At 70.4% G+C, this 26,243-nt stretch carries 23 protein-coding genes and 1 pseudogene; 11 read left to right on the plus strand and 13 right to left on the minus strand.

The features are described 5' to 3' along the window. Positions 1–253: 253 nt before the first annotated feature. Entirely contained in the window at positions 254–925 is a 672-nt protein-coding gene (locus ACWDAK_RS27425) for a TetR/AcrR family transcriptional regulator (RefSeq protein ID WP_344640546.1), read from the minus strand. A 213-nt stretch (positions 926–1,138) separates the two neighbouring features. Next, complete coding sequence (locus ACWDAK_RS27430) at positions 1,139–1,621, minus strand: carboxymuconolactone decarboxylase family protein (protein ID WP_344640547.1); 483 nt, start codon at positions 1,619–1,621, stop codon at positions 1,139–1,141. A 103-nt stretch (positions 1,622–1,724) separates the two neighbouring features. Between ACWDAK_RS27430 and ACWDAK_RS27435 the strand changes: the two genes are divergently transcribed. Further along, on the plus strand, positions 1,725–2,678 hold the full coding sequence (locus ACWDAK_RS27435) for a pirin family protein (protein ID WP_427394167.1): 954 nt from the start codon (positions 1,725–1,727) through the stop codon (positions 2,676–2,678). On the opposite strand, the gene ACWDAK_RS27440 is transcribed toward ACWDAK_RS27435, so the two are convergent. Then, positions 2,591–3,202, minus strand: a complete 612-nt coding sequence (locus tag ACWDAK_RS27440) for an ATP-binding cassette domain-containing protein (protein WP_344640549.1) — start codon at positions 3,200–3,202, stop codon at positions 2,591–2,593. The genes ACWDAK_RS27435 and ACWDAK_RS27440 overlap by 88 nt on opposite strands. A gap of 143 nt (positions 3,203–3,345) precedes the next feature. On the opposite strand from ACWDAK_RS27440, the gene ACWDAK_RS27445 reads away from it, so the two are divergent. Further along, the gene (locus ACWDAK_RS27445) at positions 3,346–3,480 is read left to right on the plus strand and encodes a hypothetical protein (protein WP_344640550.1); all 135 of its coding nucleotides are present in this window, start codon (positions 3,346–3,348) and stop codon (positions 3,478–3,480) included. Between the two features lie 5 nt (positions 3,481–3,485). Here ACWDAK_RS27445 and ACWDAK_RS27450 read toward each other — a convergent pair whose 3' ends face one another. The 8 genes from ACWDAK_RS27450 to ACWDAK_RS27485 form a co-directional block, all read right to left on the minus strand. Further along, entirely contained in the window at positions 3,486–3,800 is a 315-nt protein-coding gene (locus ACWDAK_RS27450) for a GNAT family N-acetyltransferase (protein ID WP_344640551.1), read from the minus strand. 788 nt (positions 3,801–4,588) lie between these two features. Beyond that, complete coding sequence (locus ACWDAK_RS27455) at positions 4,589–5,257, minus strand: hypothetical protein (protein ID WP_427394166.1); 669 nt, start codon at positions 5,255–5,257, stop codon at positions 4,589–4,591. A gap of 492 nt (positions 5,258–5,749) precedes the next feature. After that, positions 5,750–6,850 carry a tetratricopeptide repeat protein gene (locus ACWDAK_RS27460; protein ID WP_344640553.1) on the minus strand — a complete coding sequence of 367 codons (1,101 nt, stop codon included), beginning with the start codon at positions 6,848–6,850 and terminating at the stop codon, positions 5,750–5,752. Continuing rightward, the gene (locus tag ACWDAK_RS27465) at positions 6,847–8,157 is read right to left on the minus strand and encodes an ATP-binding protein (protein WP_427394165.1); all 1,311 of its coding nucleotides are present in this window, start codon (positions 8,155–8,157) and stop codon (positions 6,847–6,849) included. The genes ACWDAK_RS27460 and ACWDAK_RS27465 overlap by 4 nt, the downstream gene beginning before the upstream one ends. A 325-nt stretch (positions 8,158–8,482) precedes the next feature. Beyond that, positions 8,483–8,854 (minus strand): MmcQ/YjbR family DNA-binding protein, encoded by a 372-nt coding sequence (locus tag ACWDAK_RS27470; protein WP_280703760.1) that lies wholly within the window; start codon positions 8,852–8,854, stop codon positions 8,483–8,485. 363 nt (positions 8,855–9,217) lie between these two features. Continuing rightward, positions 9,218–9,784, minus strand: a complete 567-nt coding sequence (locus tag ACWDAK_RS27475) for a TetR/AcrR family transcriptional regulator (protein ID WP_427394164.1) — start codon at positions 9,782–9,784, stop codon at positions 9,218–9,220. A gap of 82 nt (positions 9,785–9,866) precedes the next feature. Further along, positions 9,867–11,255: an amidase gene (locus tag ACWDAK_RS27480; RefSeq protein ID WP_427394163.1), complete on the minus strand. Its 1,389-nt coding sequence runs from the start codon at positions 11,253–11,255 to the stop codon at positions 9,867–9,869. Next, positions 11,242–11,451 (minus strand): hypothetical protein, encoded by a 210-nt coding sequence (locus ACWDAK_RS27485; RefSeq protein ID WP_344640557.1) that lies wholly within the window; start codon positions 11,449–11,451, stop codon positions 11,242–11,244. Before ACWDAK_RS27485 ends, ACWDAK_RS27480 begins: the two co-directional genes overlap by 14 nt. A 153-nt stretch (positions 11,452–11,604) precedes the next feature. Here ACWDAK_RS27485 and ACWDAK_RS27490 point away from each other — a divergent pair, with 153 nt between their 5' ends. The 6 genes from ACWDAK_RS27490 (at position 11,605) to ACWDAK_RS27515 (ending at position 20,441) form a co-directional block, all read left to right on the plus strand. Next, complete coding sequence (locus tag ACWDAK_RS27490; protein ID WP_427394162.1) at positions 11,605–12,843, plus strand: MFS transporter; 1,239 nt, start codon at positions 11,605–11,607, stop codon at positions 12,841–12,843. Between the two features lie 30 nt (positions 12,844–12,873). Then, entirely contained in the window at positions 12,874–13,800 is a 927-nt protein-coding gene (locus tag ACWDAK_RS27495) for an MBL fold metallo-hydrolase (RefSeq protein WP_344640559.1), read from the plus strand. Positions 13,801–14,430: 630 nt separating this feature from the next. Further along, the gene (locus ACWDAK_RS27500) at positions 14,431–16,032 is read left to right on the plus strand and encodes a sensor histidine kinase (RefSeq protein ID WP_427394161.1); all 1,602 of its coding nucleotides are present in this window, start codon (positions 14,431–14,433) and stop codon (positions 16,030–16,032) included. After that, complete coding sequence (locus ACWDAK_RS27505; protein WP_344640561.1) at positions 16,025–16,741, plus strand: response regulator transcription factor; 717 nt, start codon at positions 16,025–16,027, stop codon at positions 16,739–16,741. The genes ACWDAK_RS27500 and ACWDAK_RS27505 overlap by 8 nt, the downstream gene beginning before the upstream one ends. Before the next feature lie 279 nt (positions 16,742–17,020). After that, complete coding sequence (locus tag ACWDAK_RS27510) at positions 17,021–17,833, plus strand: ABC transporter ATP-binding protein (RefSeq protein ID WP_427394160.1); 813 nt, start codon at positions 17,021–17,023, stop codon at positions 17,831–17,833. Positions 17,834–17,906: 73 nt separating this feature from the next. Continuing rightward, complete coding sequence (locus tag ACWDAK_RS27515; protein ID WP_427394159.1) at positions 17,907–20,441, plus strand: ABC transporter permease; 2,535 nt, start codon at positions 17,907–17,909, stop codon at positions 20,439–20,441. 414 nt (positions 20,442–20,855) lie between these two features. Here ACWDAK_RS27515 and ACWDAK_RS27520 read toward each other — a convergent pair whose 3' ends face one another. Together ACWDAK_RS27520 and ACWDAK_RS27525 are read right to left on the minus strand one after the other, a co-directional pair. Then, positions 20,856–22,391, minus strand: a complete 1,536-nt coding sequence (locus ACWDAK_RS27520) for a DEAD/DEAH box helicase (protein WP_427394158.1) — start codon at positions 22,389–22,391, stop codon at positions 20,856–20,858. Between the two features lie 370 nt (positions 22,392–22,761). After that, positions 22,762–22,965 (minus strand): cold-shock protein, encoded by a 204-nt coding sequence (locus tag ACWDAK_RS27525; protein ID WP_344640564.1) that lies wholly within the window; start codon positions 22,963–22,965, stop codon positions 22,762–22,764. A 514-nt stretch (positions 22,966–23,479) separates the two neighbouring features. Between ACWDAK_RS27525 and ACWDAK_RS27530 the strand changes: the two genes are divergently transcribed. The 3 genes and pseudogenes from ACWDAK_RS27530 to ACWDAK_RS27540 all read left to right on the plus strand — a co-directional run bounded on the left by ACWDAK_RS27530 (position 23,480) and on the right by ACWDAK_RS27540 (position 25,610). Next, positions 23,480–23,707, plus strand: coding sequence for a hypothetical protein (locus ACWDAK_RS27530; RefSeq protein ID WP_344640565.1), 228 nt, complete (start codon positions 23,480–23,482; stop codon positions 23,705–23,707). Between the two features lie 899 nt (positions 23,708–24,606). Beyond that, positions 24,607–24,861 (plus strand): annotated as a pseudogene (locus tag ACWDAK_RS27535) (amino acid permease); the annotation flags it as partial. A 170-nt stretch (positions 24,862–25,031) separates the two neighbouring features. Beyond that, positions 25,032–25,610: a DUF5994 family protein gene (locus tag ACWDAK_RS27540; RefSeq protein ID WP_344640567.1), complete on the plus strand. Its 579-nt coding sequence runs from the start codon at positions 25,032–25,034 to the stop codon at positions 25,608–25,610. Positions 25,611–26,243 lie beyond the last annotated feature (633 nt).

Raw genomic sequence — 26,243 nt, forward strand, 5'->3', positions numbered from 1 at the left:
CGTACTCGGCGCGGCCCGCGGTTACCGGTGGAACGCCGCAGCAGAGCCACGGCGTGTGAGGACCTTTCGCTCGCGCGATGTCCAGCCGTCAGGCTCAGCGCACAAGACCGCGACGAAGAGGCGTGACTGCAGGGGCCCTTGACCGCACGCGGTGGCTCACACCGCCGCGATCAGGGCCACGCGCAGATTCCGGGCGCCGCAAGGAGCGAGGCATCGGGCCTCGCGAGGAGCGCCTCGGGGTTGACGAGGGCGTTCAGGGACTGGAGGGGTTCAAGCCGGCGGCACGCTCTTCCTCGGTGGTCGTGAGGGCGACCACCGGCATCCCCGTCGGCCCGGGGCGAACCTGCATGCCGTCCAACACGATCGTCAGGCAGCGCCTCCACACCTCGCTCGAGACCGGCTGGGTGTGCTGGATCACGCAGCTGACCATGTAGAAGATGAGCTGCAGGTCGGTCATCGCCAAGTCCGGACGTAGCAGACCGGCGTCCTGGACACGACGCATGACCGTCTCGGCTACGGGCATGAACCTGCGGCGAGCCTGCGCCACCAGGGGACGGCCCCCGACCTCGGAGAACACCACTTCTCTCAGTCCGCGATCGGCAGCCATCTGTTCCAACACCCAGGTCAGCAGGCCGACGAACCCCTCCCACGGGTCGTCATTCGCCAGAGCCTGCTCGGCGGCCACCACCAAGGCATCGACACGCTCTTCGAACAGCTCGTTGATCAGCGCTTGCTTGTTGCCGAAGAGCCGGTAGGAGGTCGCCACCCCGACACCGGCATGGCGAGCGATGTCGTCAAGGTTCACCCCCAACCCCCGTTCGGCGAACACCTCCCGAGCAGCCAGGAGCGTGCGCTGCCGGTTGGCCTCGGCATCGCGTCTCAGGCGCCGTGCGCCCCGGGACGCGGATGAATCCGTTCCGTCCATGATCCGACAGTAGCACTATCTGGAGTTGCCAACTCCACCTCCGTCGCCGACTCGCCCACTGCCCTGCCGGGTCCGGCACCGGACTGGGCGGAACTCCGGGAGCTGCGGAACGCCCCGACGGGGTGACCCAGCGCGGCTTCCGCTGAACGCGTCCGGGCGCACCAGGCGCGGGGGCCGGCCGTGCGTGAATGTCATGACCGAACGTCACGCGACTCACTGCGCCGGCACGGGCCGCACCGGGTGCTTGCTGAGGATGGACACGCGGTTGAAGGCGTTGATGGTGACCGCCACCCAGACGACTGCCGAGATCTGGTCGTCCGTCAGGGCCGCGCGGGCGGCGGCGTAGGCGATCTCCTGCGCCGTGGCGTCCGCCGGGGTGGTGGTGGCCTCCGCCAGGGCGAGGGCGGCGCGCTCCTGCGGGGTGAACAGCTCGGCGTCCCGCCAGGCCGCGAGCACGCCCAGGCGCTGCGCACTGTCGCCGCCCTGCAGTGCGGCCTTGGTGTGCACATTGAGGCAGTAGGCGCAGCCGTTGATCTGGGAGACGCGCAGGTTGACCAGCTCCACCAGCCGGCGGTCCAGCCCGGCGTCCGCCGCGACCGCGCGGACGGTCTCGGCGGTCGCGAGCAGCGCGCGGTAGGCCTGGGGGCTCTGCTTGTCGACGAACACCCGCCGGTGCTCGCTGGTCACTGCACTCACCTGAACTCCTCCGGCCCATCACTTTCGCCCGTCACTTCGCCGTGCCATAATAGTTGAAACTAAAACCATCTTGGCAAGTGGCAGAGCGGGAGTGTGCACCACCATGAGCACCATCGAGACCGACCCCGTCGACCCGCAGGTGGAGGTCCTGTCCGCCCGGGACGTCCCGCTCGGCGGCCCGCGCGCGATGACGGTCCGGCGCACCCTGCCGCAGCGGGCCCGGACCCTGATCGGCGCCTGGTGCTTCGTCGACCACTACGGCCCGGACGACGTCGCCGCGACCGGCGGGATGGACGTCGCCCCGCACCCGCACATCGGACTGCAGACGGTGAGCTGGCTGTTCAGCGGCGAGATCGAGCACCGCGACAGCCACGGCGTCCACGCCTTCGTCCGACCGGGCGAGGTGAACCTGATGACCAGCGGGTACGGCATCTGCCACTCGGAGGTGTCGACCCCCGGAACCACCGTGCTGCACGGCGTCCAGCTGTGGGTGGCGCTGCCGGAGGAGCACCGGCACACCGGGCGCGACTTCCAGCACCACGTGCCGGCTCCCGTCGCGCTGGACGGCGGCGAGGCGCGGGTCTTCCTCGGCACCCTCGCGGGCGACACCTCCCCCGTCCCGACCTTCACCCCCCTGCTCGGCGCCGAACTCACCCTCCGCCCGGCCGCGACCATCACCCTCACGGTCGACCCCGCCTTCGAGCACGGCCTGCTGGTCGACCAGGGGGAGGTCACCATGGCGGGCACCGCGCTGAAGCCGGCCGAGCTCGGCTACCTCGCTCCCGGGCCCACGACGCTGACCCTGGCCAACACCGGCTCCACCCCGGCCCGGCTGATCCTGCTCGGCGGCCCGCCCTTCGAGGAGCGGATCGTGATGTGGTGGAACTTCATCGGCCGCGACCACCAGGAGATCGTCGCGGCCCGCGAGGCGTGGCAGAACGCCTCCGACCGCTTCGGCAGCGTCACGGGCTACCCCGGCGACCGCCTCCCGGCCCCCGTCCTGCCCGGCGCGATCCTCACCCCACGGGGGAACCCCCCGGTAGCGCAGGCAGGCTGAGGCGGCGCCACACCGGTCAGGTCGACGGTGACGTCCGGGCGCCACGGGAGCAGCGCGAGGTCCTGGCCTTGCAGGGCCAAGACCAGCGCCGTCCGGGGCAGCGCCCGGCGCAGCTCGCGCAGCAGCGCCTCGGCGGTCGGCCGGTCGAGCCCGGCCGTGGGTTCGTCGAGCAGCAGGATGCGCGGGCGGCGCAGGATCGCACGGGCGACGGCGAGACGGCGGCGCTGCCCCTGGGACAGGGCGCGGCCGGCCGGGCCGACCGGTGTGTCCAGGGGCAGGGCACCGACCTCGGCGAGAGGGGCGATGACCTGGGCGAGCAGGCCTGCCACCGACGCGACATCGGCGGTCAGGCGGGCGAGCAGGGCGCCGTCGCGCCGGGCGCGCAGTTCGCGCGCGCCCCGGATCAGGCGGGCCCGCAGGTTCACCGTGGTGGCGAGGACGACCCGGTGGCTGACCAGCCGTTCGAGGTAGCGCAGCGAGGTGCGCAGCAGGGCCAGGGCGCGGACCGCCCCCGACGGGTACATCCACGACCACGTCGTGTTGGCCAGCAGCGTGACCAGCGCACAGGTCGTCAGGAACCAGCCGGACAGACCGAGCAGCGTCGCCGCGCTCAGCTCCGCCGCGGCGGCCGTCGGCGGACCCGGGCCGGTTCATCGAGGTCTTCACCGTGACCTCGTGGGCGGAGCACTGCGCCCAGCACCACGAGCGCCACACCGGGATCGACCGCGAATTCGAGTGCACGGCCCGAAAGTTCGCGCCGGACGAGCCGGTCGTGACGCACGCCGTACCGACCCGACGGTGACCCGCTCAGGCAGCGGGGAGGCCGAACCTGGCGCGGTGGGAGGCGGGGACCAGGTCGGCGTACTCGGGGTGCTTGGTGATCCACCCACGGATGAAGGGGCAGTAGGGCAGCACAGCGAGCCCCTGCTCACGCGACGCGTCGAGGGCGGCACGCGCCAGCTTGCCAGCCAGCCCCCGGCCCTCGAAGCGCGGGTCGATCTCGGTGTGGATGAAGGCGATCTCGTTGCCCGAGCGGTGGTACTCGGCGAAGCCGGCGAGTTCGCCGTCCTCGTGGACCTCGAACCGCGACTTCTCGGTGCTGTCGACGACGGACTGCTCCATGGTTCCTCCTCCTCGGATGCGGCCCGGGTGAGCCGACGAGAGAGACTGTAGTTGAAGGATCAACATCTGTCGCCCCCATCCCCCACCCTGTTCCCTCTGGGAACAGCACCGGACACCCACGGAACAGGGCGCTCCGACCGGACTGCCCGAGGCGGGCCGCCGCCCGGCGCCGCTCAGCCGCCCCTGGCACGCCGCCCCGGCCCACCCGACCGTCAGCGAGATCTGGCTGCGCCCGCTGGAGACCCACCACGGCTGAGCGAGGCACGCACGGAACAGCTTCGGTACGTCATGGGACAAACCCGCCTCTCCCCCCACCTCCTAGTGAGGGCACCATGACGCCTCGTCAGAAGGAGTACGCGCGACGCCTTTCCTCACCGTGGGTCGGGAGAACTCGGCCGATTTGCAGCTGCACTACGAGGACCACGGCGCCGGCCGACCGGTGGTGCTGATCAGGGATCCCCTCCGGCCATCCTCGCGTCGGTCAGCGCCCCGGACGCGGGTCGTGGAGTTCGGCCACGTAGCCGCCGGGGAACTGCACCAGGGCACTGTCGCGGCCGCCCGACGGCCGCGGCCCCCACGGCACCTGGGCTCCGGCCGCCCGGGTCCAGGCCAGCGTCGCGGTCAGGTCGTCGACCTGTTGTAGAGCCCGCGCAGCAGGAAGGTCACCCTCCCGGCGCCAACTCGGCACGGCCTAGGTCGCGGTCACCGCCGCGCGCTTCGTCCGCGCTGGAGGCTCCCCGGAGAGCGGCCGGGTTCGGCCACGGCCGCCGTCGACAAGTGGTGCTTCGTCACAGGTGGGCGCTGATCTCGCCGCCGGCGGTGAGCACGATGTAGACGCCGTTGGCGACGCCTCCGGCGTCGTGCTGGTTCGACTCCAGCGTGCCGTCCACGGAGTTGTCGTTGCCGATGATTTGCGCGCGGTACCGGAGGTCGCCGATCTTCGTGACCTTGGCCGTCCAACCGCCCGCGAGCTTGAACGTGCCCGGTCCCTGGTTCCCGCCGCCCATCCAGGAGTGGACCTGGCCGTCCAGCGAGAGCACGACGAACATGTCGTTGGCGTCCAGCCCGGCGTCGGAGTCGTTCGTCTCCAGCGTGGCGAGGACATCACCGTTGTGGACGATCTTGGCGACGTAGTGCTGGGCCCCGACCTCCTGGACCTCGGCCGTGCTGCCGTCCACCAGGGACTGGGTGCGGACCGGGGACTTCGGCTTGGCCGTGGTGGCCGGTGCGGTGGCCCGGGGCGATGCGGGCGGGGCGGTGGTCCTGTGCGCGCCGGTCGTGGTGGCCGGAGCGGCGGTGCCCTGCGCGTCAGGAGTGGTGGGCGTGGCGGCCGCGGTGGTGTGCGCGGCGGACGTGGAGCTGCAAGCTGTCGCGGCGGGGACGATCAGGGCGGCTGCCAGGATGGTGCCGGCCAGGGTGCGGACGGTGGTCGCGCGGCGAGTCGTAAAGGGGGACATGCAGGTTCTCCTGAGCACAGTACGGGTGAGGGCGCGCACATTGCCCGTCCCCTCTCGTGCGGGAACCGCGAGGCTATGCGGCTGGGTACACGATCGAATCTAGTGCGAACAATCGACGGAATAGAGCATTCCGTGTCACCGGACCGCAACACCTTGGGCAGCACCGTGCCGATCACAGCCGGAGCGCCACCGATTAGTTGATGGGCTGTCAGCCGAATGGGCCGGGCGGCGAACGTGCCGCGCTGGTGCACGAGTTGAGGGAACGGCAGCGCCAGGGACGCCGGGCAGCGCGCACGGTCGACCACGGCAGTCCCGAACGACGGCGCTGACGGCGCGGACCGCACCCACATCGTCGCGCAGTACGGTGCAGCCCGCGGCTCCACGTCCTTCTCCAACCCCGCGGTCATCCTGGCCACTTGACGGACCGGGACCGGGCCGCCGGTTGCGCGGCAGACGTCGGCCAGACGAACGGGACGGCTTGGCGGGTGCGTGTCAGCTGCGCATCGCCGCGCGCTCGAACCACATGGTGAGCAGGGTCGGCACCAGCGCCACCCAGAACAGCACCTGCGGGGCGGTCCGTTCGGACCACGGCACCAGCACCACGACCACCGCGATGAGCGTGCACCAGACCGACTGCCCGACCACCAGCCGCGCCCAGCCCACCCGCCGGACCAGCGACCACAGGCTCATCCGCACCCCGGCTCGCAGCCCCCGGTAGCGGCGCCAGGCACCGAAGCCCCAGACTGCGCCCATCAGCGCGAGCCCGTAGAGCCGGGTGGCCAGCGGCCCCGGCAGGGCCGTGGGGTCGCTGCCGGTCGGGAAGACCCGCGCCGCCAGGGCCGCGATCACCACGCAGAGCAGCGCGAGCCAGCGGGTGCCGCGCAGCATCCGGAACACCGCGACGTCCAGGTGCTTGCGCTGCCGGTCGGCCTGCGGGGCCTGGGGGGCGGCGGCCAGCGCGTCGGCGAATGCCTCGGCGGCGGCCGGCAGTTTGGCGCCCGCGCCCGTCAGCGGCGGACGGGCGGCATCCACCTCGGCGTACTTGGCTCGCTGGTCAAGCGCCCAGGCGTCGTGCGGGTCGATGCGCAGGGACTCGGCCACGGCCTGCCGCTGCAGGTCCACCCGGCCGTTCATCAACGCGGCCTTCCAGAGCGCGTAGTGAGCGGCGATCTGGTCCGGACCGAGTCGCACGCCGGTCGCCGCCGCCTCCAGGGCCTCGGGCCAGCGCGGCTGCCACGCGCCCAGGGCCTCTGAGAGGCCCACATGACTCTGCCAGGACTCCGGCTCCAGCCTGAGCATCTCATGGGCCGCGGCCAGCGACTCGTCTGGACGGCCCAACCGCCGGAACGCGTACGTGCGGCGCAGGTAAGCGCCGTACTCCTCCGGATTGAGGGCCAGCACCTCATTGGTGGCGTTGAGCACCTCCTGGTAGTCCCGGACCTCCTCATGGCAGCGGGCGAGGCGCAGCCAGGCAACGATGTCCGTCGGGTCCTCGGCGAGCCGTCGGGCGAGCAGTGCGCGGGCCTCGTCGATGCGCTTGAGGTCCATCAGGGCCATCGCCTGCTCGACGAGCGGGTGCAGTGCGGTCGTCACAGCTTCCGGGCCTTCTTCAGGTAGGCGAGCAACTCGTCGTACATGCCGCCCTCGTTGGCGAACATCGCCACATTGCGGGCGGCCGCGAACCACGGCTCGGTGGACGGCCGGATCGCCTTCGCGGCGCCCAGCAGGTCCTTGGTGTTGATCATGCGAACGGTGCCGGTGCGGGCGGAGTCCAGCAGCGCCGACTCGGCCGCGCTCTCGCAGACATGGGCGAGGTCGGCGCCGGAGAAGCCGTCGGTGGCCTTGACCAGCTTGGCCAAGTCGACCGACTCGATGGGGCGTTCACGCAGGTGGTAGCGGAGGATCGCCTCGCGGGCCGGGCCGTCGGGCGGCAGCACGAGGAGGGTGCGGTCAAGCCGGCCGGGTCGGCGCAGCGCGATGTCCACGTCCCAGGGGACGTTGGTGGCCGCGAGCACGAACACTCCGTCATTGACGTCGTTGACGCCGTCCAGCTCCGTGAGCAGCTGGTTGACCGTGTTGCGCATCCCGTTGTGCTGGGTGCGGCTGCGCTTGGCGCCGAGCGCGTCCAGCTCGTCGAGGAAGATGACACAGGGCGCTTGCCGGCGGGCGGTTTCGAACACCTCGTGCATGTTGCGCTCAGAGTTGCCGATCCACATGTCGAGCACGTCGTTGATCGACACGTTGATGAAGTTCGCGCCGAGCTCGCCGGCGACGGCTCGGGCGATGAAGGTCTTCCCGCACCCGGGAGGCCCGTAGAGCAGCAGGCCGCCGCGCAGGCTCTTGCCGTACAGCTTGCGCAGTTCCGGGTTGCGCATCGGCGCGAGGAAGGCGGCCTCCAGGCGGTCCTTGACCTCCTGCATTCCGCCGACGTCGGCGAGCCGCACCGCGCCGGGCGCGTCGGGGGCGTCCACGTCGTAGGCGGGTGCCTCCCCGGGGGCGCCGCTGCCGTCGACGGTGAGCGGGGCTTCCTTGACGTCAGGTTCCGCGGCGAACCGGGGCGGGACGGCGTCCCCGACCTCGCGGGCGGCGGCTTCCCAGTCGAAGCCGCCGGCCTGCTGCTCTGCGGGGGCGGCTGGCGGCGCCTGCTCCGTGGGCACCGGAGCGCCCATGGCCCGCGCCATCAGGGCCCGCGCCTGCGCGTCCCCGGGCGCCTGACTGAGCACCAGGGCCGCCTCCGCCACGGCCGCGTCAGCGGACCCAGCGCCGAGCAGCAGCTCGGCGAGGTGCAGGCGCAGGGGTATGTCCTGCGGCGCCGCGGCAACGGCCGCCCGCAGGCTTGCGATCAGCGGGGACTCGGCGGCCCCGGGGCCGATTGGGGTGTTGGTTGGTTGGTCGAGCATGCCGCAACCCTATGAACCGGCCACTTACCCGCGCCAACCGGATTCCGCCTGGCCGGCCCGCTTGACCAGCCGCCCATGCCGACGCCCGTGACCGCTGCCCCCAACGCGTGCCGATCCGTCAGAAGCCTCCACTATCAGGGGAGCTCAAAGCCCTCCTCGTACACAGAGGTTCCGTATGGGGATTTTGAGAGCCCTGCAGCGACTCCAACCCACTCCGATGCCGTAGCCGTACGACCCGCGAACTTTGGCCTGCCTGAACGCCGTTGGGCGCCCCGGGGCGCCGGACACGGATCCCCCCGCCCAATGCGCGGGCTCGCCGGCCGGGTCACCAGTTGCCCTCACCCGGGTCTACCGGTCCCAACACTCCGAATGCCTCCACGAGGCGGTCCGGTGCGGCCTGCTTCCATGAATCCACAAGAATGTCGTACAGCTCGGCCATGTCTTCCAGAGCGCCGAGTCGCACGCGTACCCAGGCGGAAGACACCTCATGCGGTGGCACCCAGAACTTCTCCGGCTCCGCAGCGATCAACTCCGCCCGATCATGCTTCGGACACCGCACGGCGAATGACGTCTGATCGTCAGGAACCGTGATGAACATCTTCCCGGCGACCCGGAACGTCGGCATGCTCCACGCCTCCTTCTCCACGGTCTCCGGGAGGGACAACGCGATACGACGGACATCATCGGCATCTACCACGGTCACCACCCTAGACAGCTTCTCCTGCAACGGGACCCCTGACCTTGATCGACTTTCCTCGCCGATCGTTGATCTACAGGGGTCCCGTTGCCATGTCCAAGCCCGTTGACCAGCATTTGCGCCATGACGCAGCGGCATCGAACAGCCAAGCCACGGCCCGGCTGAGCTGAGCCCGCAGGGGCCGCCACCACCGGTACGAATGACGAGGCGGCACCGACGCGGCTGTGAACCGGGACCGCGAAACGGCCCTGGTGAGCGAAGACGGCATTCCAGCCGCCCCCTGGCAGCGGTGTTGTGGCCACGACTGCCAGGGGTGCAACAGTCCGGCTCGGGAGCGGAGGAGCCGGCCGCAAGAGTGTTCGGTCAGCGATCGTTCGACCCGACGAGCCCGACCACCAACTGACGCACGTACGCGGCGTCGAGCCCCTCCGGACGAAAGAGGATGCGGTACATCATGGGGGCGACGACGCGGTCGAAGACCGTCTCGACGTCGGGTGTGTTCTCCTCGCGGCCGGCCGCGCGATCGAGGATGACGTCGATCTGCTCGGCCGCGTAGGCCGAGCACTGGCCGGCGTTGGTGCCGTTCGGGTCGCCGAGCAGGGCGTCGCGGATGTAGGCGCGGCCCGTGGGGGCGGACATCTCCTCCAGGAACTGCTCGGCCCAGGCCTCAAGGTCGGACCTCAGGCTTCCCTTGTCCTCCGGCGCCGTCTCGGGCCGCAGACGCTCGACCGCCACGTCCGACAGCAGCTCCTGCAGGTCGCCCCAGCGGCGGTAGATCGTGGACGGGGTGACTCCGGCGCGGGCGGCCACCAGGGGGACCGTGAGGGCTTCGCGGCCCACCTCCGCCTCGAGTTCGCGCACGGCGGCGTGCACCGATGCCTGCACCCTGGCGCTGCGCCCACCGGGGCGCACCATGGTCTTTCGGCTCATGGAACCACCTTAAAGCAAATATGCTGCTTCAAGTGCTCGTCCTGGCCCCGGCCGGTGCGGCCGGGGCCACTCGGTCGGTTCGTCACACCGCTGCCAGCCGGCGCGCGGGCCGGGTCTGCTCGTAGGCGTGGCCGACCCGCAGCAGCACCGGCTCCCCGAGGGGTCGGCCGAGCAGTTGCATGCCGATGGGCAGGCCCGACGTGTCGTGGCCGACCGGGACGGACAGCGAGGGCACCCCGGTGATGTTGGCGGGGGCGGAGAGGCGTACGTAGGCGTCGGAGACCCCCTCGACGGTGCCGTCCGACCAGGTGATCGCCTCGTCGTCCGCCTTCACCGCAGTGGCCGGGACCGTCGGGGCGGCGATCACGTCGACCTCCTCCAGCAGGCGGGCCCAGGCCTGCTGCATGAGGGTGCGCGAGCGCTGGGCGCGCAGGTAGTCCCCGGCCGGCATCAGCTCGCCGGCTTCGAGAAGGATCCGCACGTCAGCCTGGTACAGCTCGGGGACGGCGCGCACGGTGCGCTCGTGGTAAGCGGTGGCCTCCGGCACCATCAGGCCCCACTGGGTGGCCTGGATGTAGCGCGTCATCGGGATCTCGACCTCGACGAGCTGCGCTCCGAGGCTCTCGAGCTCGGCTGTGGCGCGCCGGACGGCGGCCTCTACCTCAGGGTCGACGTGGTCGAAGTAGTAGTTGCGCGGCACGCCGATGCGCACGCCCGTTAGTTCCGTGGCGCCGCCCGGCCGGTAGTCCGGGCCGGAGGTGGCCAGGGAGGCGGGGTCGCGGGGATCGTGGCCGGCCAGGGCGGACAGGACCAGGGCGGTGTCCTCCACGGTGCGGGTGATCGGGCCCACGTGGTCCAGCGACCAGGACAGGGACGTCACACCGTGGCGGGGGACGAGGCCGTAGGTCGGTTTGAGGCCGACGACTCCGTTGAGCGCGGAGGGCACCCGGATCGATCCGCCGGTATCGGTGCCCAGAGCGAAGGTCGCGGCGCCCGCGGCGACGGCGACGGCGGAACCGCCGCTGGAGCCGCCGGCGACCCGGTCCCGATCCCAGGCGTTGTGGGTCTGCGGGGTGGTCAGACCGTAGGCGAACTCATGGGTGTGCGTCTTGCCGAGCAGGACCGCACCGGCCGCGACCAGGCGGGCGGCGACCGTGCCGTCGGCCTCAGCGCGGTGGTCCGCCCGGACCCGGGAGCTGGCCGTGGTGGCCGCGCCGGCGACGTCGATCAGGTCCTTCAGCCCCATGGGGATGCCGTGCAACGGGCCGCGCAGACGGCCGGCTGCGACATCCTGCTCAGCCTTGCGCGCCGCCCGGCGGGCCTCCTCCGCCGCGACGGTGACGTAGGCCTGAAGGTGCCGCTCCACTTGCTCGAGGCGGTCGAGGACGGAGTCCACCAGCTCGACGGGGGACAACTTTCGCGCCCGGATCGCGTCAGCAGCTGCGGCGATGGACAGTTCATACGGCTGCATCGTTCTTCTCCTCTCCGGCGCGGTAGGCGGCGGCAGGCGGGGTGTCTCCGAAGTCCAGTTCCCGCAGGATCGCGACGACGGACTGGATGTGGTTGGCGGTGGCGGCCACCGCGTCGAGCCGGTCAGTCGGCAGTGGGAGCCCGGCGCGGTCGGCCCAGCGGGCCGCCTCCGATGGCGTGAGTTCGGCAGCGGACATGAACGTTCTCTCCTGATCGGACTGGAGCGACGGAGCGATCATGGGCGACCCTCCGCACCAAAAGCTAACCGTTTGCTTTAGCTGACGCTAGGGGCTATGGTGAATTAAAGCAAACCAATTGCGTTTAGCGGGAGGGGTCCCATGTCCAACGCCATGTCAGACGCAGCCGCGCAGTTCCCATGCCCCGCCGCCCGCACCCGCGCGGCTTCCTTCGCCCTCGACGTGTCGATCGTCGCCCTCCTCCTGGCCGCCTCCAGTGCGCCGACGCCGCTGTACCCGCTGTACCAGGACCAATGGGGCCTGACCGCCCTGACGATCACGGTGGTCTTCAGCGCCTACGCCCTGGCGCTGCTGGTGGCCCTGCTCACCGTCGGAGGGCTCTCCGACCACCTAGGGCGGCGGCCCGTCCTGATGGGGGCCCTGGTCCTGGAGGCAGCGTCCATGCTGCTGCTGGCCTCCGCGGACGGCGCCGGGCCGCTCATCGCCGCCCGCATCCTGCAAGGGGCGGCCACGGGCGCCGCCACCAGCGCCGCGGGCGCCGCCCTCCTCGACCTCGAGGACCCCCGGCGTCCCGGCCGGTCCGCCCTGGCCAACAGCATCGCCCCGGTCGTCGGCATGGCGGCCGGCGTACTGGTCTCCACCCTGCTCGTGCGCTTCGTTCCGGCTCCCACGGCCACCGTGTACGTAGTCCTGGCAGCACTCTTCGCCGCCCAGACGATCGCGGTCATCCTGACGCCGGAGACGGCCCACCCGCACCCTGGCGCACTGCGCTCCCTGCGTCCGCAGCTCGCCGTGCCGCCCTCGGCGCGCCGCGCCCTGCTGGCAGCCGGCACCGGAGTCGCCGCCGTCTGGGCGCTGGGCGGCTTCTACTCCTCCCTCGGACCGGCGCTCGTACGCCTGGTGGCCCCCGGCGCCCCGCACGTGTTTGCCGGGATGGTCTTCTTCATCGTCAGTGCCGGGGCCGCGCTCACCGTGTGGGGGCTGCGCAGGACCGCGCCGCTCGCCGCCGCCACCGGCGGAACCCTGGTGGTCATCCCCTCCGCGGCCCTGAGCCTGCTCGGTCTGCACAGCGCCAGCCTGACCGCCGTCTACGGCGGCGCGGCCCTGGCCGGCATCGCCTTCGGTGCTGTCTCCCAAGGCGCGCTCCGCGCGATGCTCGCCTCGCTCGACGAAGGGGACCGCGCCGCGACCCTGGCCGCCTATTACGTCCTCAGCTACCTGTCCATGAGCCTGCCCGCCATCGCCGCAGGCGCCGCCACCCAACACTTCGGGCTGCGGACCACTTCCCTCACCTACGCCGTGGCCGCCGCACTCCTCGCTGTCGCGGCGGCGGCAGCACTCACCGCGTCTGGACGCAAGGCACTCCGCACCGCAGACGACCACCTCCGCTGAAACCACTGAAGAACAAAGGAACGACGGACCATGAACGCTTCACCGGCCGACCAGACCACCGCCATCCCCTCCTGGATCGTGGGCGCTGTCACCGTCCACCGCATCGACGAGGTCCTCCTGCCGCCCGCGACCGGCCACTGGCTGCTGCCGGACGCCACCACGGACGTGGTCAAGCACCAGGACTGGCTGCACCCTGACTTCGCCGACCACGAGGGCATCCTGCACATCGACAGCCACAGCTTCGCCTTCACCGTCGGCGGGCTGCGCATCCTCGTCGACACCGGCATCGGCAACGGCAAGGAGCGGGCAAACCCGGCGTGGCACAACCTGCGGACCGACTTTCTCGAGCGCCTCACCGCTGCCGGCTTCCACCCGGACTCCGTCGATCTGGTGATCCTCACCCACCTGCACGCCGACCACGTCGGCTGGAACACGCAGGAGGTGACTGGCGAGTGGGTCCCCACCTTCCCCAACGCCCGCTACGTCACCTCCCGCGCCGAGCGGGAGTTCTGGGCCACGTACGACATGGAGGAGGCACGCAGGCAGATGTTCCGCGACTCCGTGATCCCGGTCGAGGAGGCGGGGCTGCTCGACCTCGTCGACGTCCCAGCCGAGGGGGTCGAGATCGCCCCGGGCCTGCGCCTGCTGCCCACGCCCGGTCACACCCCCGGCCACATCGCTGTCGAGCTGACCAGCCAGGGGGAGACGGCGCTGATCACCGGCGACTGCATCCATCACCCGGTCCAGTTCGCCCACCCCGCCATCGGCGCCTGCGTCGACATCGACCCGGCGCAGTCCGAGGCCTCGCGCCGCAAGCTGCTCGGCTCCCTCGCCGACACGGACACCCTGGTCCTCGGCACGCACTTCGCGCCGCCCACCGCCGGCCGCGTGGTCACCCACGAGGACGCCTACCGGCTCGCGCCCGTCCCCGCCACCCCGCGGACCGTCCTGCACTGACCACGTGGGCCAGAGAGCCCGTGGCCGAGCCCTCGAGCGTGTCGGAAAGCTTCGCTGACACACCCCCAGATGATGACGGCCGCGAAGGTCACGGTGCCCAGGAACGCGTGCCCTCGCTCGTCATGGCGGGTAGCCACGGCTCGGAAGCCCTTGAGCTTGTTGATCGCCCGCCCGACGACGTTGCGCTTCTTGTACCGCTCCCTGTCGAAGCCGGGAGGTCCGTTCCGCCTGGCCGGAGGCGATCGGTGGGGTCCGGGGAGACGACCCGGGCGTTCCCGTCGTCGGTGGAATGACCGTCCCGGCCGAGGTCGACGAGGGCGCGCATCTCGGGGCGGTGCTGGGCGGGCCGGTCGTCGGCCGCAGGTGGAAGCACCGCGACGGCGCTCGGGGCCTGGATCCTCTGCCTCGCACAGCCAGCAATCACCGGCATTGTTGCTGGCATTGGGTGAGATTCCATTCCTCTGCCTTTCGGTAGAGGGACGGTCCTGCGCAAGGCGTACGGGCCCGGCGCGGGTGGGGCCCATAATCGGCGTTATGTTTTTCAGCGCTTCGTTGGCCTTCGCTGGCCGTCTGGCCGCCCGGGGCCCGGTCTCCGGACCCGGAGAACGGGCGCGGTGCCTCTGGCGGGGGGTGGGTGAGGCGATTCTCGCCGGGCTGCTGGTGTTGCTCACATTTGCCGCTGAGAGGCCGTCGCTGCGGATGTCGTTCGACAACGCGTCGATCTTGGCGCTCATCGGCGTCGGGCTGGTAGTGGTACGGCGTCGGTTCCCGGTGGCGAGTGTGCTCGGGCTGTCCGCGCTGATGGGCCTGCTGCCCTCCACGGGGCTGCTGACCGCAGTGGCCTCACACACCGCCACCCGGCTGACGAAGGCGCCGCAGCGCCGCGCCGCGCTGCTGCTCGCCGGGGTAGCGCTGCCCATGCTGGCCTGTTTCGTGTCGGCTCCCGCCACCGGGATCGGCAGCAGGCCGTACGGGCTCGCGCTCGGTGCGGTACTCGCCGCGACTACGGTCCTCATACCAGGGCTGGTCGGCACGGCGGGCGGGCAGCAGGACCGGCTGCTGCAGGCACTGCGGGAGCGTACGGCTGCCGCCGAGGAGGCGCGCCGGCTCTCGGACAGCGAGTCGCGCCTGCACGAACGGTCGCGCATAGCCGCGGAGATGCACGATCTGGTCGGACACCGGCTGAGCCTGATCTCGCTGCACGTGGGCGGTTTGGAGATGGCGCTGCGCGAGGAGTCGCCGGAGCTGCGGGAGGAAGCCACGCTGGTGCGGCGGGCCACTCGTGACGCGATGCGGGAGCTGCGCGAGGTGCTGGGGGTTCTCGGCCCGCTGGGGCGGGACACCGGCACTGACGTGCTGACCGACGCGACAGGAACCCGCTCGGACATCGAGGTGTTGGTCGAGGAGTCACGCGGCGGCGGCATTTCCGTCGAGTTCTCCTGGGAGGGGGATGACCTCGACACGCGGCCAGCCCGCGTGCGGCGTGCGGTGCACCGGGTGGTGCGCGAATCGCTGACCAACGTCCATCGGTATGCGGCCGGGGCCCATGTGACCGTCACGGTCACGCACACCGACGGGCGGGTGGGGATCCGGGTCCGTAACGGCGTTGTGCCCACAGCCCCCGCCACTACAGGACTCGGTTCTGGGCGCGGGCTGATCGGTCTGCGGGAGCGGGTGGCGCTGCTCGGCGGCACTTTCGAGGCGGGCGCGACGCCGGGCGGCGGGTTCACCGTCACGGCGGAGATCCCCGCGGATCCGGGAATCGGCGGAGGGTGGACTGACGCGGCGCCGCGCGAGGCGGCGGCGGTCGGCGCCGCTGAGCCCGGCCGGGGGCTCTCGCGCGTCGAGCTGCGGCTCACCGGCGCCGTCACCGGGCTGCTCGGCCTAGTGGGCGTGGGCGTGATGATGCTGTTCGGGGTGGTGATGGTGCACAAGGCCCTGCCCGGCCCCGGCTACCACCCAGAGACGCCTCGGGTAGGGATGGCGAGGCAGCAGGTGGAGGGTGCCGTGCCCCCGGACGACAAAGTGGTGCGCGCAGCCGCCTTCGGCCGTGAGCCAGAACGCCCCGAGTCCGCCACGGACTGCCTCTACCCGTACGTGCAGAGCAAACCCCAGGGCGGGCGGCTCGACATCGTCCGCTACTGTTTCCGCTCTGACACGCTGATCACAATCGACCGTTTTGCGGTGCCTATGGTGACCGACGGGCTCCACGGGGGCAGGACACATGGCTGACCACGCCGATGTCACCGATTTCGGGGAAGGTCCTGGGACGGGCTCCGTGATCCGGGTGCTGCTCGCCGACGACGAGGAGATGATCCGGCACAGTGTCCGGCTGATCCTCCGGCACGCCGACGGCATCGAGGTAGTGGGCGAGGCAGCCAACGGCGCCGACGCCACCCGGCTCGCCGTCGAGCACCGGCCCGACGTGGCGCTCCTCGACATCCGTATGCCCGTGCTTGACGGGCTCGCGGCCATCGCGCGGCTGGTCGCCCTCGTCCCCAAGCCGAAGGTGGTCATGCTGACCACCTTCGGCGAGGAGGAGTACGTCATCCGGGCACTGCAAGCCGGTGCCACCGGTTTCCTGCTCAAGGACGACGGGCCGCAGGAGCTGATCAGCGCGGTACGGGCCGCGGCGGCAGGCGACGCGGTCCTCTCGCCCGGCGTCACCGCAGCCGTCATCCAGCGGATGCTGCGCGGCGGCGGGGCCGTCACGGAAGCCAGGACCAGCGCACCGGACCGGCTGGTGGCGGGGCTGACCGACCGGGAGCGCGAGGTGCTGGCCATGCTGGGGAAGGGGCTGCCCAACCTCGCGATCGGGCAGCACCTCGGTATCGGGGTGGGGACGGTCAAGACGCACGTCCGGTCGATCCTGGAGAAGACGGGGACGGCCAGCCGGGTCCAGGCGGCCCTCCTGGCCCACCAGGCGGGCCTCATGGGCTGAAGGCCCGCTGCCCTGGGCCGTGTCCGATGTGCTGCACCGCCCAGGGCAGGGGCTGCCGACGGCTCCTGGGACGCTTCCACCAGAGCTCCGAGGTAGCGGCCGGGGAGGTCTTGGGTGTCTATTCCCTAAGGCAGAGGCACTGTGGTCCGCGAGGCGTACGTCCCTGCGGCCGCTCTGTCTTTCGGCATGCCACTCATTTCCGCCCTCGGAGCGACGGATCCGGGGCACCTGCGCGACCACGATGGAAGGCAGTTGACCCCGCTCTCCAGGAGTACCCCCGTGTCGCAGGCAGCAGCTAGCTCCACAACCCTCCAAGCTCCCTGCGGCGTTGCCGCGCGTGCGACAGAGCTGAGCAAGGTCTACGGCCACGGCGAGACCCGCGTTGCCGCCCTCGACTCGGTGACCGTGGAGTTCGGACGCGGCCGGTTCACCGCGATCATGGGCCCGTCCGGCTCCGGCAAGTCGACGCTGATGCACTGCATGGCCGGGCTCGACACCATCTCCGTCGGATCCGCCAGGATCGGTGACACCGAGCTGTCCAGCCTCAACGACCAGCAGCTCACCAAGCTCCGCCGGGACAAGATCGGCTTCATTTTCCAAGCGTTCAACCTGCTCCCCACCTTGAACGCGATCGAGAACATCACGCTGCCGATGGACATCGCCGGGCGCGGACTCGACCAGGCATGGCTCTCCAAAGTCGTCGAAACCGTTGGTCTCACCGATCGGTTGAAGCACCGCCCGGCGCAGTTGTCGGGCGGCCAACAGCAGCGAGTCGCTGTGGCCCGCGCGCTGGCTAGCCGCCCTCAGATCATCTTCGCGGACGAGCCGACAGGAAATCTCGACTCGCGCTCCGGCGCCGAGATCTTGGGCTTCCTGCGCGGCTCGGTACGGGAGTTGGGGCAGACGGTGGTTATGGTCACCCACGATCCGGTGGCTGCCTCGTACGCGGACCGCGTCATCTTCCTCGCCGACGGCCGCATCGTAGACGAACTGCGGAACCCCACAGCTGACGACGTCGTGTCCCACATGCGGAATCTTCCTGGAGAAACTCCCCGGATGCCCCGGTCCGGCGCCAAGGAGCGCGCCAGCTGACCCCATTCGGCCGCGCCGTGGTCCTCAACTCAGCTCCGCTTCAGGCACCTTCCCCCTCCTCCAGGACTGAACCATGTTCCGTACCGCCCTGCGCAACGTGCTAGCGCACAAGGCCAGACTGCTGATGACCGTGCTCGCCGTACTGCTCGGCGTCGCCTTCGTCTCCGGCACCCTGATCTTCACCGACACCATCGACAACGCCTACAAGAACCAGTCGGCCAAGTCGTACGACAACGTGGCCGTCGCCATCACCAGCTACGGCAGCCCGTCGGGCCAGCACGACGAGGGCATCAGCCAGCAGACCCTCAACCAGGTCGACAAGCTGCCGGGCGTCACCTCCGCCACCGGGCTGGTCTCCGGGTTCGCCGGAGTCGCCGACGCCAAGGGCAAGTTGATCGACGACGGCTGGACCAACTCCGGCGCCAACTTCGCGCCCGGCAGCAACGGCCAGGACCCGCGCTACGCGTTCGTCTCCGGCCGAGGCCCGGCGCGCACCGGTGAGGTCGCGCTGGACAAGGACACCGCCGACAAGGGCGGCTTCCACGTCGGCGACCCGGCGCGGATCGCCACCAACGGCCCGGTCAAGACGTACACCGTCACCGGCATCTTCACCACCGACGACGGCTCGGTGAGCGCCGGCGGCTCGCTGGTGCTGTTCGACACCGCGAGCGCCCAGTCGCTCTACCTGACCCCCGGCCACTTCTCGGAAGTGACCGCCACCGCCGACAAGGGCACCTCACCGCAGACGATCCTCGACGAGATCACCCCGCTGCTGCCCAAGGACGGCCACACCGTCGCGCAGACCGGCAAACAACGTGCCGAACAACAGGCCCAGGGGTTCGGGAATTCGTTCGCGGCCACCAACACCATGATGACGGTGTTCGCCGAGGTCGCACTCTTCGTCGGGGGCTTCCTGATCGCCAACACCTTCACCATGCTGGTCGCCCAGCGCACCAAGGAACTGGCACTGCTACGGGCGCTGGGCGCAAGTCGCCGCCAGGTGCGCCGTTCGGTGCTCACCGAGGCGCTGTTCGTGGGCGCGGCCGGGTCGGCGGTCGGTTTCGCGGCCGGAGTCGGAGTGGCCGTGGCGCTGCGTTCAACGATGAATTCGCTTGGTCTCAAGGTGCCTTCGGGACCGGTGGTCGTGGCGCCGTCGACGACGCTCACCGCGTTCGCGCTGGGTGTACTGATCACTGTGTTCGCCGCCTGGCTGCCCGCTCGCCGGGCCGCGAAGATCCCGCCGGTCGCCGCGATGAGCAGTGCGGAGCTACCGGCGCCCACCAAGTCCCTGGTACTGCGCAACACCTTCGGCGGGCTGCTGGCCGTGGCTGGTGCCGCGCTGATCTACACGGGCAGGGCGCTGACGGTCAAAGACGCCGAAGACGTCATTGGCGGCGGGGCGTTTCTGCTGCTCGTCGGCGTGATCGTGCTGACCCCGTTGTTGTCGCAACCGATCATCGCGCTTGTACGGCGGCCGTTGACCCGGCTGTTCGGCGTCTCGGGCGCCCTCGCCGCCGGTAACGCACGGCGCAACCCGCGCCGTACCGCTGCCACCGCCTCGGCGCTGGCCATCGGCCTGACGCTGATCACCGGCTTTACGGTGCTGGGCGTCTCCGTCGGTCGGAACATCGACAGGACCACGGTGGACAACCTGTCAGCCGACTACATGGTGCAGATGGTCAACAACGACTCGCTCGACGACTCGTTGGCGACCACGATCTCGAAGGTGCCGGGCGTCACTGCGGCAACCGCCCTACGGCAGTCCCACTTTGACGTGGGCGGCAAGTCCTCATCGGTCACCGCTGCCGACCCCAACGGGCTGTCGAAGACCGTCAAGATCACGATGGTGCACGGTTCGCGGAACGCGCTGGGCGATGGGAAGGTCCTGGTGGCCGACGAGGTTGCCAACAAGCGCGGGTGGAAGGTAGGCGACCCACTCCAGGCCAGCTACCCCGACGGGTTCAAGGTCCAGGTGACGGTGGGCGGAACCTTCGCGGACAACCGCATGCTGGGCAGTGTCGTCATGCCGGAACGGATGGTGACACCGCATCTGAACAAGCCCGAGATCCCCATGGTGCTGGTCACCGTCTCCGGTGGGGCCAACGACAAAACCGCCCAGGCCATCACTGATAGCTTCGGTGACAACCCTGCGATCTCAGTCCTGGACCGGAAGGGCATCCGCGACGCCTTCGGCGGCCAAGTCAATACCGCGCTCAACCTCATGTACGGGCTGCTGGGCATGTCCCTGATCATCGCGGTGCTCGGGGTGATCAACACCCTGGTGATGGCCGTCTTCGAGCGGCGCCGCGAGATCGGCATGCTGCGGGCCGTCGGCCTCGACCGCACCGGGGTCAAGCGGATGATCCGACTGGAATCGGTGGTCATCTCGCTCTTCGGCGCGGTGACTGGCGTGGCGCTCGGTCTGTTCATCGCCTGGGCGGCAGGAGACGCGGTCGCCCGGGACATTCCGGGGTACGTGATGGTCATCCCCTGGTTGCGTATCGTGGTCTTCCTCGCGCTGGCGGCCCTGGTGGGAGTACTGGCGGCGAGCTGGCCCGCACGGAGCGCGGCGAAGCTGGACGTACTCGGCTCCATCAACGCGGAGTGAACCGCCCCGGGGCGGATGGAGACGCGGGCCCCCGAACGGCTCGCGGAGGAACGCCGACGTCCGCACCCGCTGTCGGGGCGTCCGTTCACCGCAGCGTTGAGAAGGCCATACTGCGGGCCGCAATCTGCGATCAGTGGTACCGGACGGAAAGACGGTATGGGTCACGGCGCGCGGAAGCAGCGCCCTGCTCGCCTTCGACGCCGCAAAACCCACCACCGACCCCCAGCACGCCCTGCTGACCTCCGTCCAGGTCGGCACCTCCCCAGTCGCCGGGATTCCGCCCCGCAGCCCCAACTGCAACCCGCGCGCGGAACGATTCACACACTCCGTGCGGGAGGAGTGCACCGACCGGCTCCTACTGTTCGAGCGAGGCCACGCGGAGAAGATCCTCGGCGACGAGCGGGACCGGCGGTACTACGCGGCGGGAGCGGCGCGCCGGGGCGTCCGGCGGCGGCCGGCGGAGCCCCGGTCGTCGCGGCCGGAGGCGGCCCGGGTGTCGCCGGCGGCATACGCGGGGCGGCCGCGGCGGCCGCGACTCGTGGACGGGCCGCGGCGCGGCCGCTCGACGACGGGGTCGGCGATCACGGTGGGAATGCCGGTGGGCACGCGGGCGCCGGTGATACGGGCCAGGTCCTCGTCGCCGGCGAGGACCCTGGTGGTGACGGGGGTGATGCCGGCGGTGGTCATCATGCGGGCCATCGCGCGGCGCTGGTTGGGCAGGACGAGGGTGACGACGGTGCCGGACTCACCGGCCCGGGCCGTGCGCCCGCCCCGGTGCAGGTAGTCCTTGTGGTCGCCCGGCGGGTCCAGGTTGACGACCAGGTCGAGCCCGTCGACGTGGATGCCCCGGGCGGCGACGTTGGTCGCGATCAACGCGGTGACCTGGCCGGTGCGGAACTGCTCCAGGGTGCGGGTGCGCTGGGGCTGGGACTTGCCGCCGTGCAGGGCCGCGGCCTTCACCCCGTTCGCGAGCAGGTCCTCCACCAGGCGGTCCGCGCCGTGCTTGGTGTCGACAAACATGATCACCCTGCCGTCGCGGGAAGCGATGTGGGCGATCGTGGCGTTCTTGTCGAAGTTCTGCACGTGCAGCACGTGGTGCTCCATGGTGCTGACCGCTGCCGCGGACGGGTCCACCGAGTGCGTGACCGGGTCCTTCAGGAAGCGCCGCACCAGGCGGTCGACGTTGCGGTCCAGGGTGGCGGAGAACAGCATCGTCTGGCCGCCTTCGGCGACCTGTTCGAGGAGCTCGGTGACCTGCGGCAGGAAGCCCATGTCGGCCATCTGGTCGGCCTCGTCGAGCACCGTGATGCCGACCCGGTCCAGCCGGCAGTCGCCACGCTGGATCAGGTCCTTGAGCCGGCCCGGAGTGGCCACCACGACCTCCGCCCCGCGGTTCAGCATCCATGCCTGGCGGCTGATCGACGTCCCGCCCACCACGGTCGCCATCCGCAGGCGCACAGCGTGGGCGTAGGGGGTGAGTGCCTCGGTGACCTGCTGCGCGAGCTCGCGGGTGGGGACCAGCACCACGGCCAGCGGGTAACGCGGCTCGGCCCTCTGCCCGACGGTGCGGGCCAGCACGGCGAGGCCGAACGCGATGGTCTTGCCGGAGCCGGTCCGGCCTCGTCCGAGGACGTCGCGGCCGGCCAGCGAGTTCGGCAGCGTTGCGGCCTGGATCGGGAACGGCGCGGTGACGCCCTGGCGGGTCAGCACCGACAGCAGCGCCTTCGGCATGTCCAGCTCGTCGAAGGACTCGACGGCCGGCAGTGCCGGGGTCGTGCTCACCGGCATCGCGAACTCGCCATGCGCGGAGGGGTCCCGAGGGGCGCTCCGGCCGGAGGGGCGTCGGCCTGTGGCGGGCCGGTCGCCGTAGAAGGAGCCGCCACTGGAACGGGAGCCGGCCGCGGAGCGGAAGTCGGCGTTGTGGTACGAGGAGCGACGGGAGCGGGCCATGCGGAAAACCTTCCTCGGGTGGCACGTCACGAGGAAGGCTCCGTGGCGCGGAGCGCCGGACGGAGACCGCAAGGGAACGGGCCTGAAATGTGACGGGCGGAGCGTGGACGGTGGAACCGTGCGGCACGTCACCTACTGTCGGCGCTCACCGCGGAGGGCGGGAGCGAAGAACCTCGAACCGTGAGCTGTCACGGCAGGGCGCCGATCCGGACGCGGCGCTGTGCGTCTCGCGTGGGAATGGCCGCCGGTGGCGGAGCCAGGGGCTTGAACGGCCGGGAGGATGCGCCGTGGCGCGATGACCGAGGGGCCCGCACCGGGCATGTGCGCGGTGCGGGCCCCTCGCTACCAGGCGAGTGCCGTGGCAGAAGAACTACAGCGGGCGAATGTTCTCGGCCTGCGGGCCCTTCTGGCCCTGCGTGACGTCGAACTCGACCTTCTGGCCCTCAAGCAGCTCACGGAAGCCGTTGGCGTTGATGTTCGAGAAGTGGGCGAAGACGTCGGGGCCGCCACCCTCCTGCTCGATGAAGCCGAAGCCCTTCTCCGAGTTGAACCACTTCACAGTGCCATTAGCCATTAAGAAATCTCCTTCAAGGGACTGTCCGAAGCACGCAGAGTGCGGGCTTCGAGTCACCGCATGGAGCGCCCACCGGGGAAGAGCCGGGGAACAAAAATGCGCCTGCAACACATCAGCAGGCGCACACAAAGTTCATGGGAACCACTACTGCAACTAAGTCGACTGTAGCAGGCCACGGCCCGCCGCGGTGGGATGTTTCACCCCTGATTCTGCGGGAGCCTTCCCCGGGGGCGGCCGGTTCCGAGCCGAGAGGAACGTGAACACGCCTGGAGGGCAAGCCCCTTGAGCATCCGGCCCGCACCCCGTCGAGGTCGACGGCTCCCAGGGGAGGGCGATTCCCGCGGTGCGGAACGCCTGCCCTCGCGGTGACAGCCCCGCGAAGGCGGCGCACCACGCCGCCCACCGGCGCCATTCAGGGGGCGCACTGGACTGCGGGCGCGGCATTTCAGCCCGACTCGAACTCGAATGCGCTGGAAAGGCCCGCGCCCGCGCTTCCAGGTGCATACTGGCGGGAATGACGAAATTCTCAGCAGGTCGCCGCCCCCTGCCCACCAGCCCCTTCAAGACCCGGGCGGAGGCACCGCGCAAGCACTTCGCCATCGGCGACCGGGTCACCCATGACGGGTACGGCCTCGGCCGGGTCATCGCCGTCGAAGGTGACGGCGACATCGCGGTACTCGTCGACTTCGGATCACGACAGGAACGCATCACCCAGCCGTACACCGCGATGTTCAAACTCTGACCCCCGACGCCCCCGGCGCTCGGCCGATTGCGCCGCGCAGCACGCGGGCGGAGCACGCCGAGCGGGACGGTGGGACATCGGCCGGTGTGGCGTCGAGGGGGGTGCGCCCCGACCGAGAACCACACGGCCCCCCGTGCCCGGCCAGGCGCCACAGCCGCCGATCGGCCTCGCCGTACCGCGAGGACGCCGGCCACAGCTGCACATGGGCTGCGGCCGGCGCATCGGAGCGGAGAGCGTTCACGGTCAGCCGCCACCCCGGACCGCGGCGTGGCACCGACGGTGACTCGAAGGGGTTCAAGTAGCGCCGACAGCCGGGACCTCAATATCTTGGCTTCTTTGTGACTCAACTGCACCGGAATCAAAGGATGTTGAGACTCATCACAACATCCCTCGCTGGCGAAGTGCGACCCCGAGTGACATACCGTCAGCGTCAAGTTCATGCATGGACGCCCGTTTTCGCCCATGGGCGCTCATCGCGTGCGACCCCAAAGTGATCCCCAGCGGTCCCCAGGGCTCTGGACCGGCTCCAGTCGCCGCGAGTGACAGCAATCTGACTGTCCTTCACTGGTCATCCAGCAGATCCGCCGCCAGCTCGACCAGCCGGACCTCTTCAACCGCCTCAACCGAGACAGTCACGTCACTCATCAGGTGCTACTTCCATGATCGGGAGCTACACCGAAGACCGGTACAGACCCAAAACGCTGGTCGGGACGACAGGATTTGAACCTGCGACCCCTTGACCCCACGTGTTCGGCGGCGACTCCCCGACGGAGGACGCCAGTACCCCAGGGGTCGGCCGAGCTGGATGGAGCGTTTGGCCAGGCCCCACCAGTAGCCGTCGATGACGGTCTGCTGCCGGTCGAGGTCGTCCTCACCGGCGCCGAGGCCTACCGGGGTCGTGGACCCTGTGGGGCGACCATCTACCGCTGAAGATCGTGCTCTCCCCCTGTCGCACGATCGTCGCTCCGCTGGTCGACCACATCGAGTCGCTGCACCGTCAGCACCCGGACCTCACTCTCACCGTCGTCCTCCCGGAGATCGTCGTCCGGCACTTGCGGCACCGTCTCCTGCACAACCGACTCGCGGCTCGGCTGCGACGGGCACTCCGCCCCCTGCCCAAGGTCGTCGTCAGGACCGTCCCGTTCCACGTGTAGCACGGCGGGAAAGCAGCCCGACGTGAGCATTCCCGGGTTCCGCATCGACTCGGAGTAGCCTGGATGTCACCGAAGGCACCTCGTATGCCAGCACCGGACACTGGCGTCGTCTCCGGCGCACGGCTATCCCGGATCTCTCTCTTGTCGGGTCCGGAGACAGGTTCTCGATCATGACCGTGACCCTCGATCGCGCGACGACGCTCCGGACTCCAAAACTCCCTGTCTGGCTGTCGCTTGCGTCCGGCGGCGTCCGTACGGGCCGTCTGGACGGTGCCTGGTGGCCTCGATCGCGTGATCTTCTTCTCGAACTTCCCGACCTGGCAGCGGAATTGGAAAAACGGTGGGGCCGGGTCATCCGGATCACCGTGAACCCGGCGCAGTGGCCGGCCATCCCGCGGCGGATTCCGGTCGCGGGGCACACCGTCCATGTCGGCTGGTTCACCACGGAGCAGGACCAGCACATGATCACGGTGTTCTCCTACGCCCCTCGCCGGCTGGACCTGCTGGTCATCCCGCCGTCTACGGAGGCCGTCGACGCCGGTCGGCTGATGTACGAAGCGGCAGACCCGACCAGCAGCAGGACCGCGAGCGCCTTGCTCACCGCGGGTGGGGGCGACAGTGCCGCAGAGTCGGAGTTCCACTCCGACTTCCTGCCGTCGGCTGTCCTGCCGGCCAACGGCCCGGGTGAGGCCGACAGGCGCGCGGAGGTCGCCCGGACGCGTGCCGCAGCATGGCCCGAACCCGCATAGCCCAGCTCCTCGCCAGCCCCGCACACGATGACCGGCCCACACGACCGGATCTATCCCCGGAGGAGGGACCTCCGGCAGGAGCGCCGCGGGATGGGGCGCGTGTGCGCCCGTCCCGCCGGCTGAGGCTGATCGTGTCACTCGCGTGACCACTCGGTTTCGGCCTGGGGCTCGCCGACAGAGTGTCGCCCCTCCCAGACCCGGACTCTGATCGCCCGGGGGCCTGGAGTGGGCCTGGAGAGCGTGCGCACGAACACGTCCCGCAGGTGGTTGGCCGCTCGCTGGGGCGGTCCCTCGTATCCGAGGGGATTCGGCATGGGAGCGCCGTCCTGCTGGGACCAGTGGCCGACGTCATCCTGGGTCTCCAGGATCCACCGGTAGTGCCGCATCCCGACCTCCTGTGACGACGGCCCATCTCTAGGACACGACCGTATGGGCCCGACAGGCTGCCGGCGACCGGTGGACTTCCGCCCTCGCCACAGAGCCGGCAGTCGCGCCGATTGGCCCGGTCGGCGCACCGCGCGGGCTCGGCGGTGGCCCCGGTAGGAGGATGGGAGATGCCCACCGACCTCGGAGGTTGCTGGTGTTCGAAGCGAATGAGATCCGGGAATGGCGCGGTCACGACGTGGTCGATGC

It is taken from the genome of Kitasatospora sp. NPDC001175, assembly GCF_053598215.1.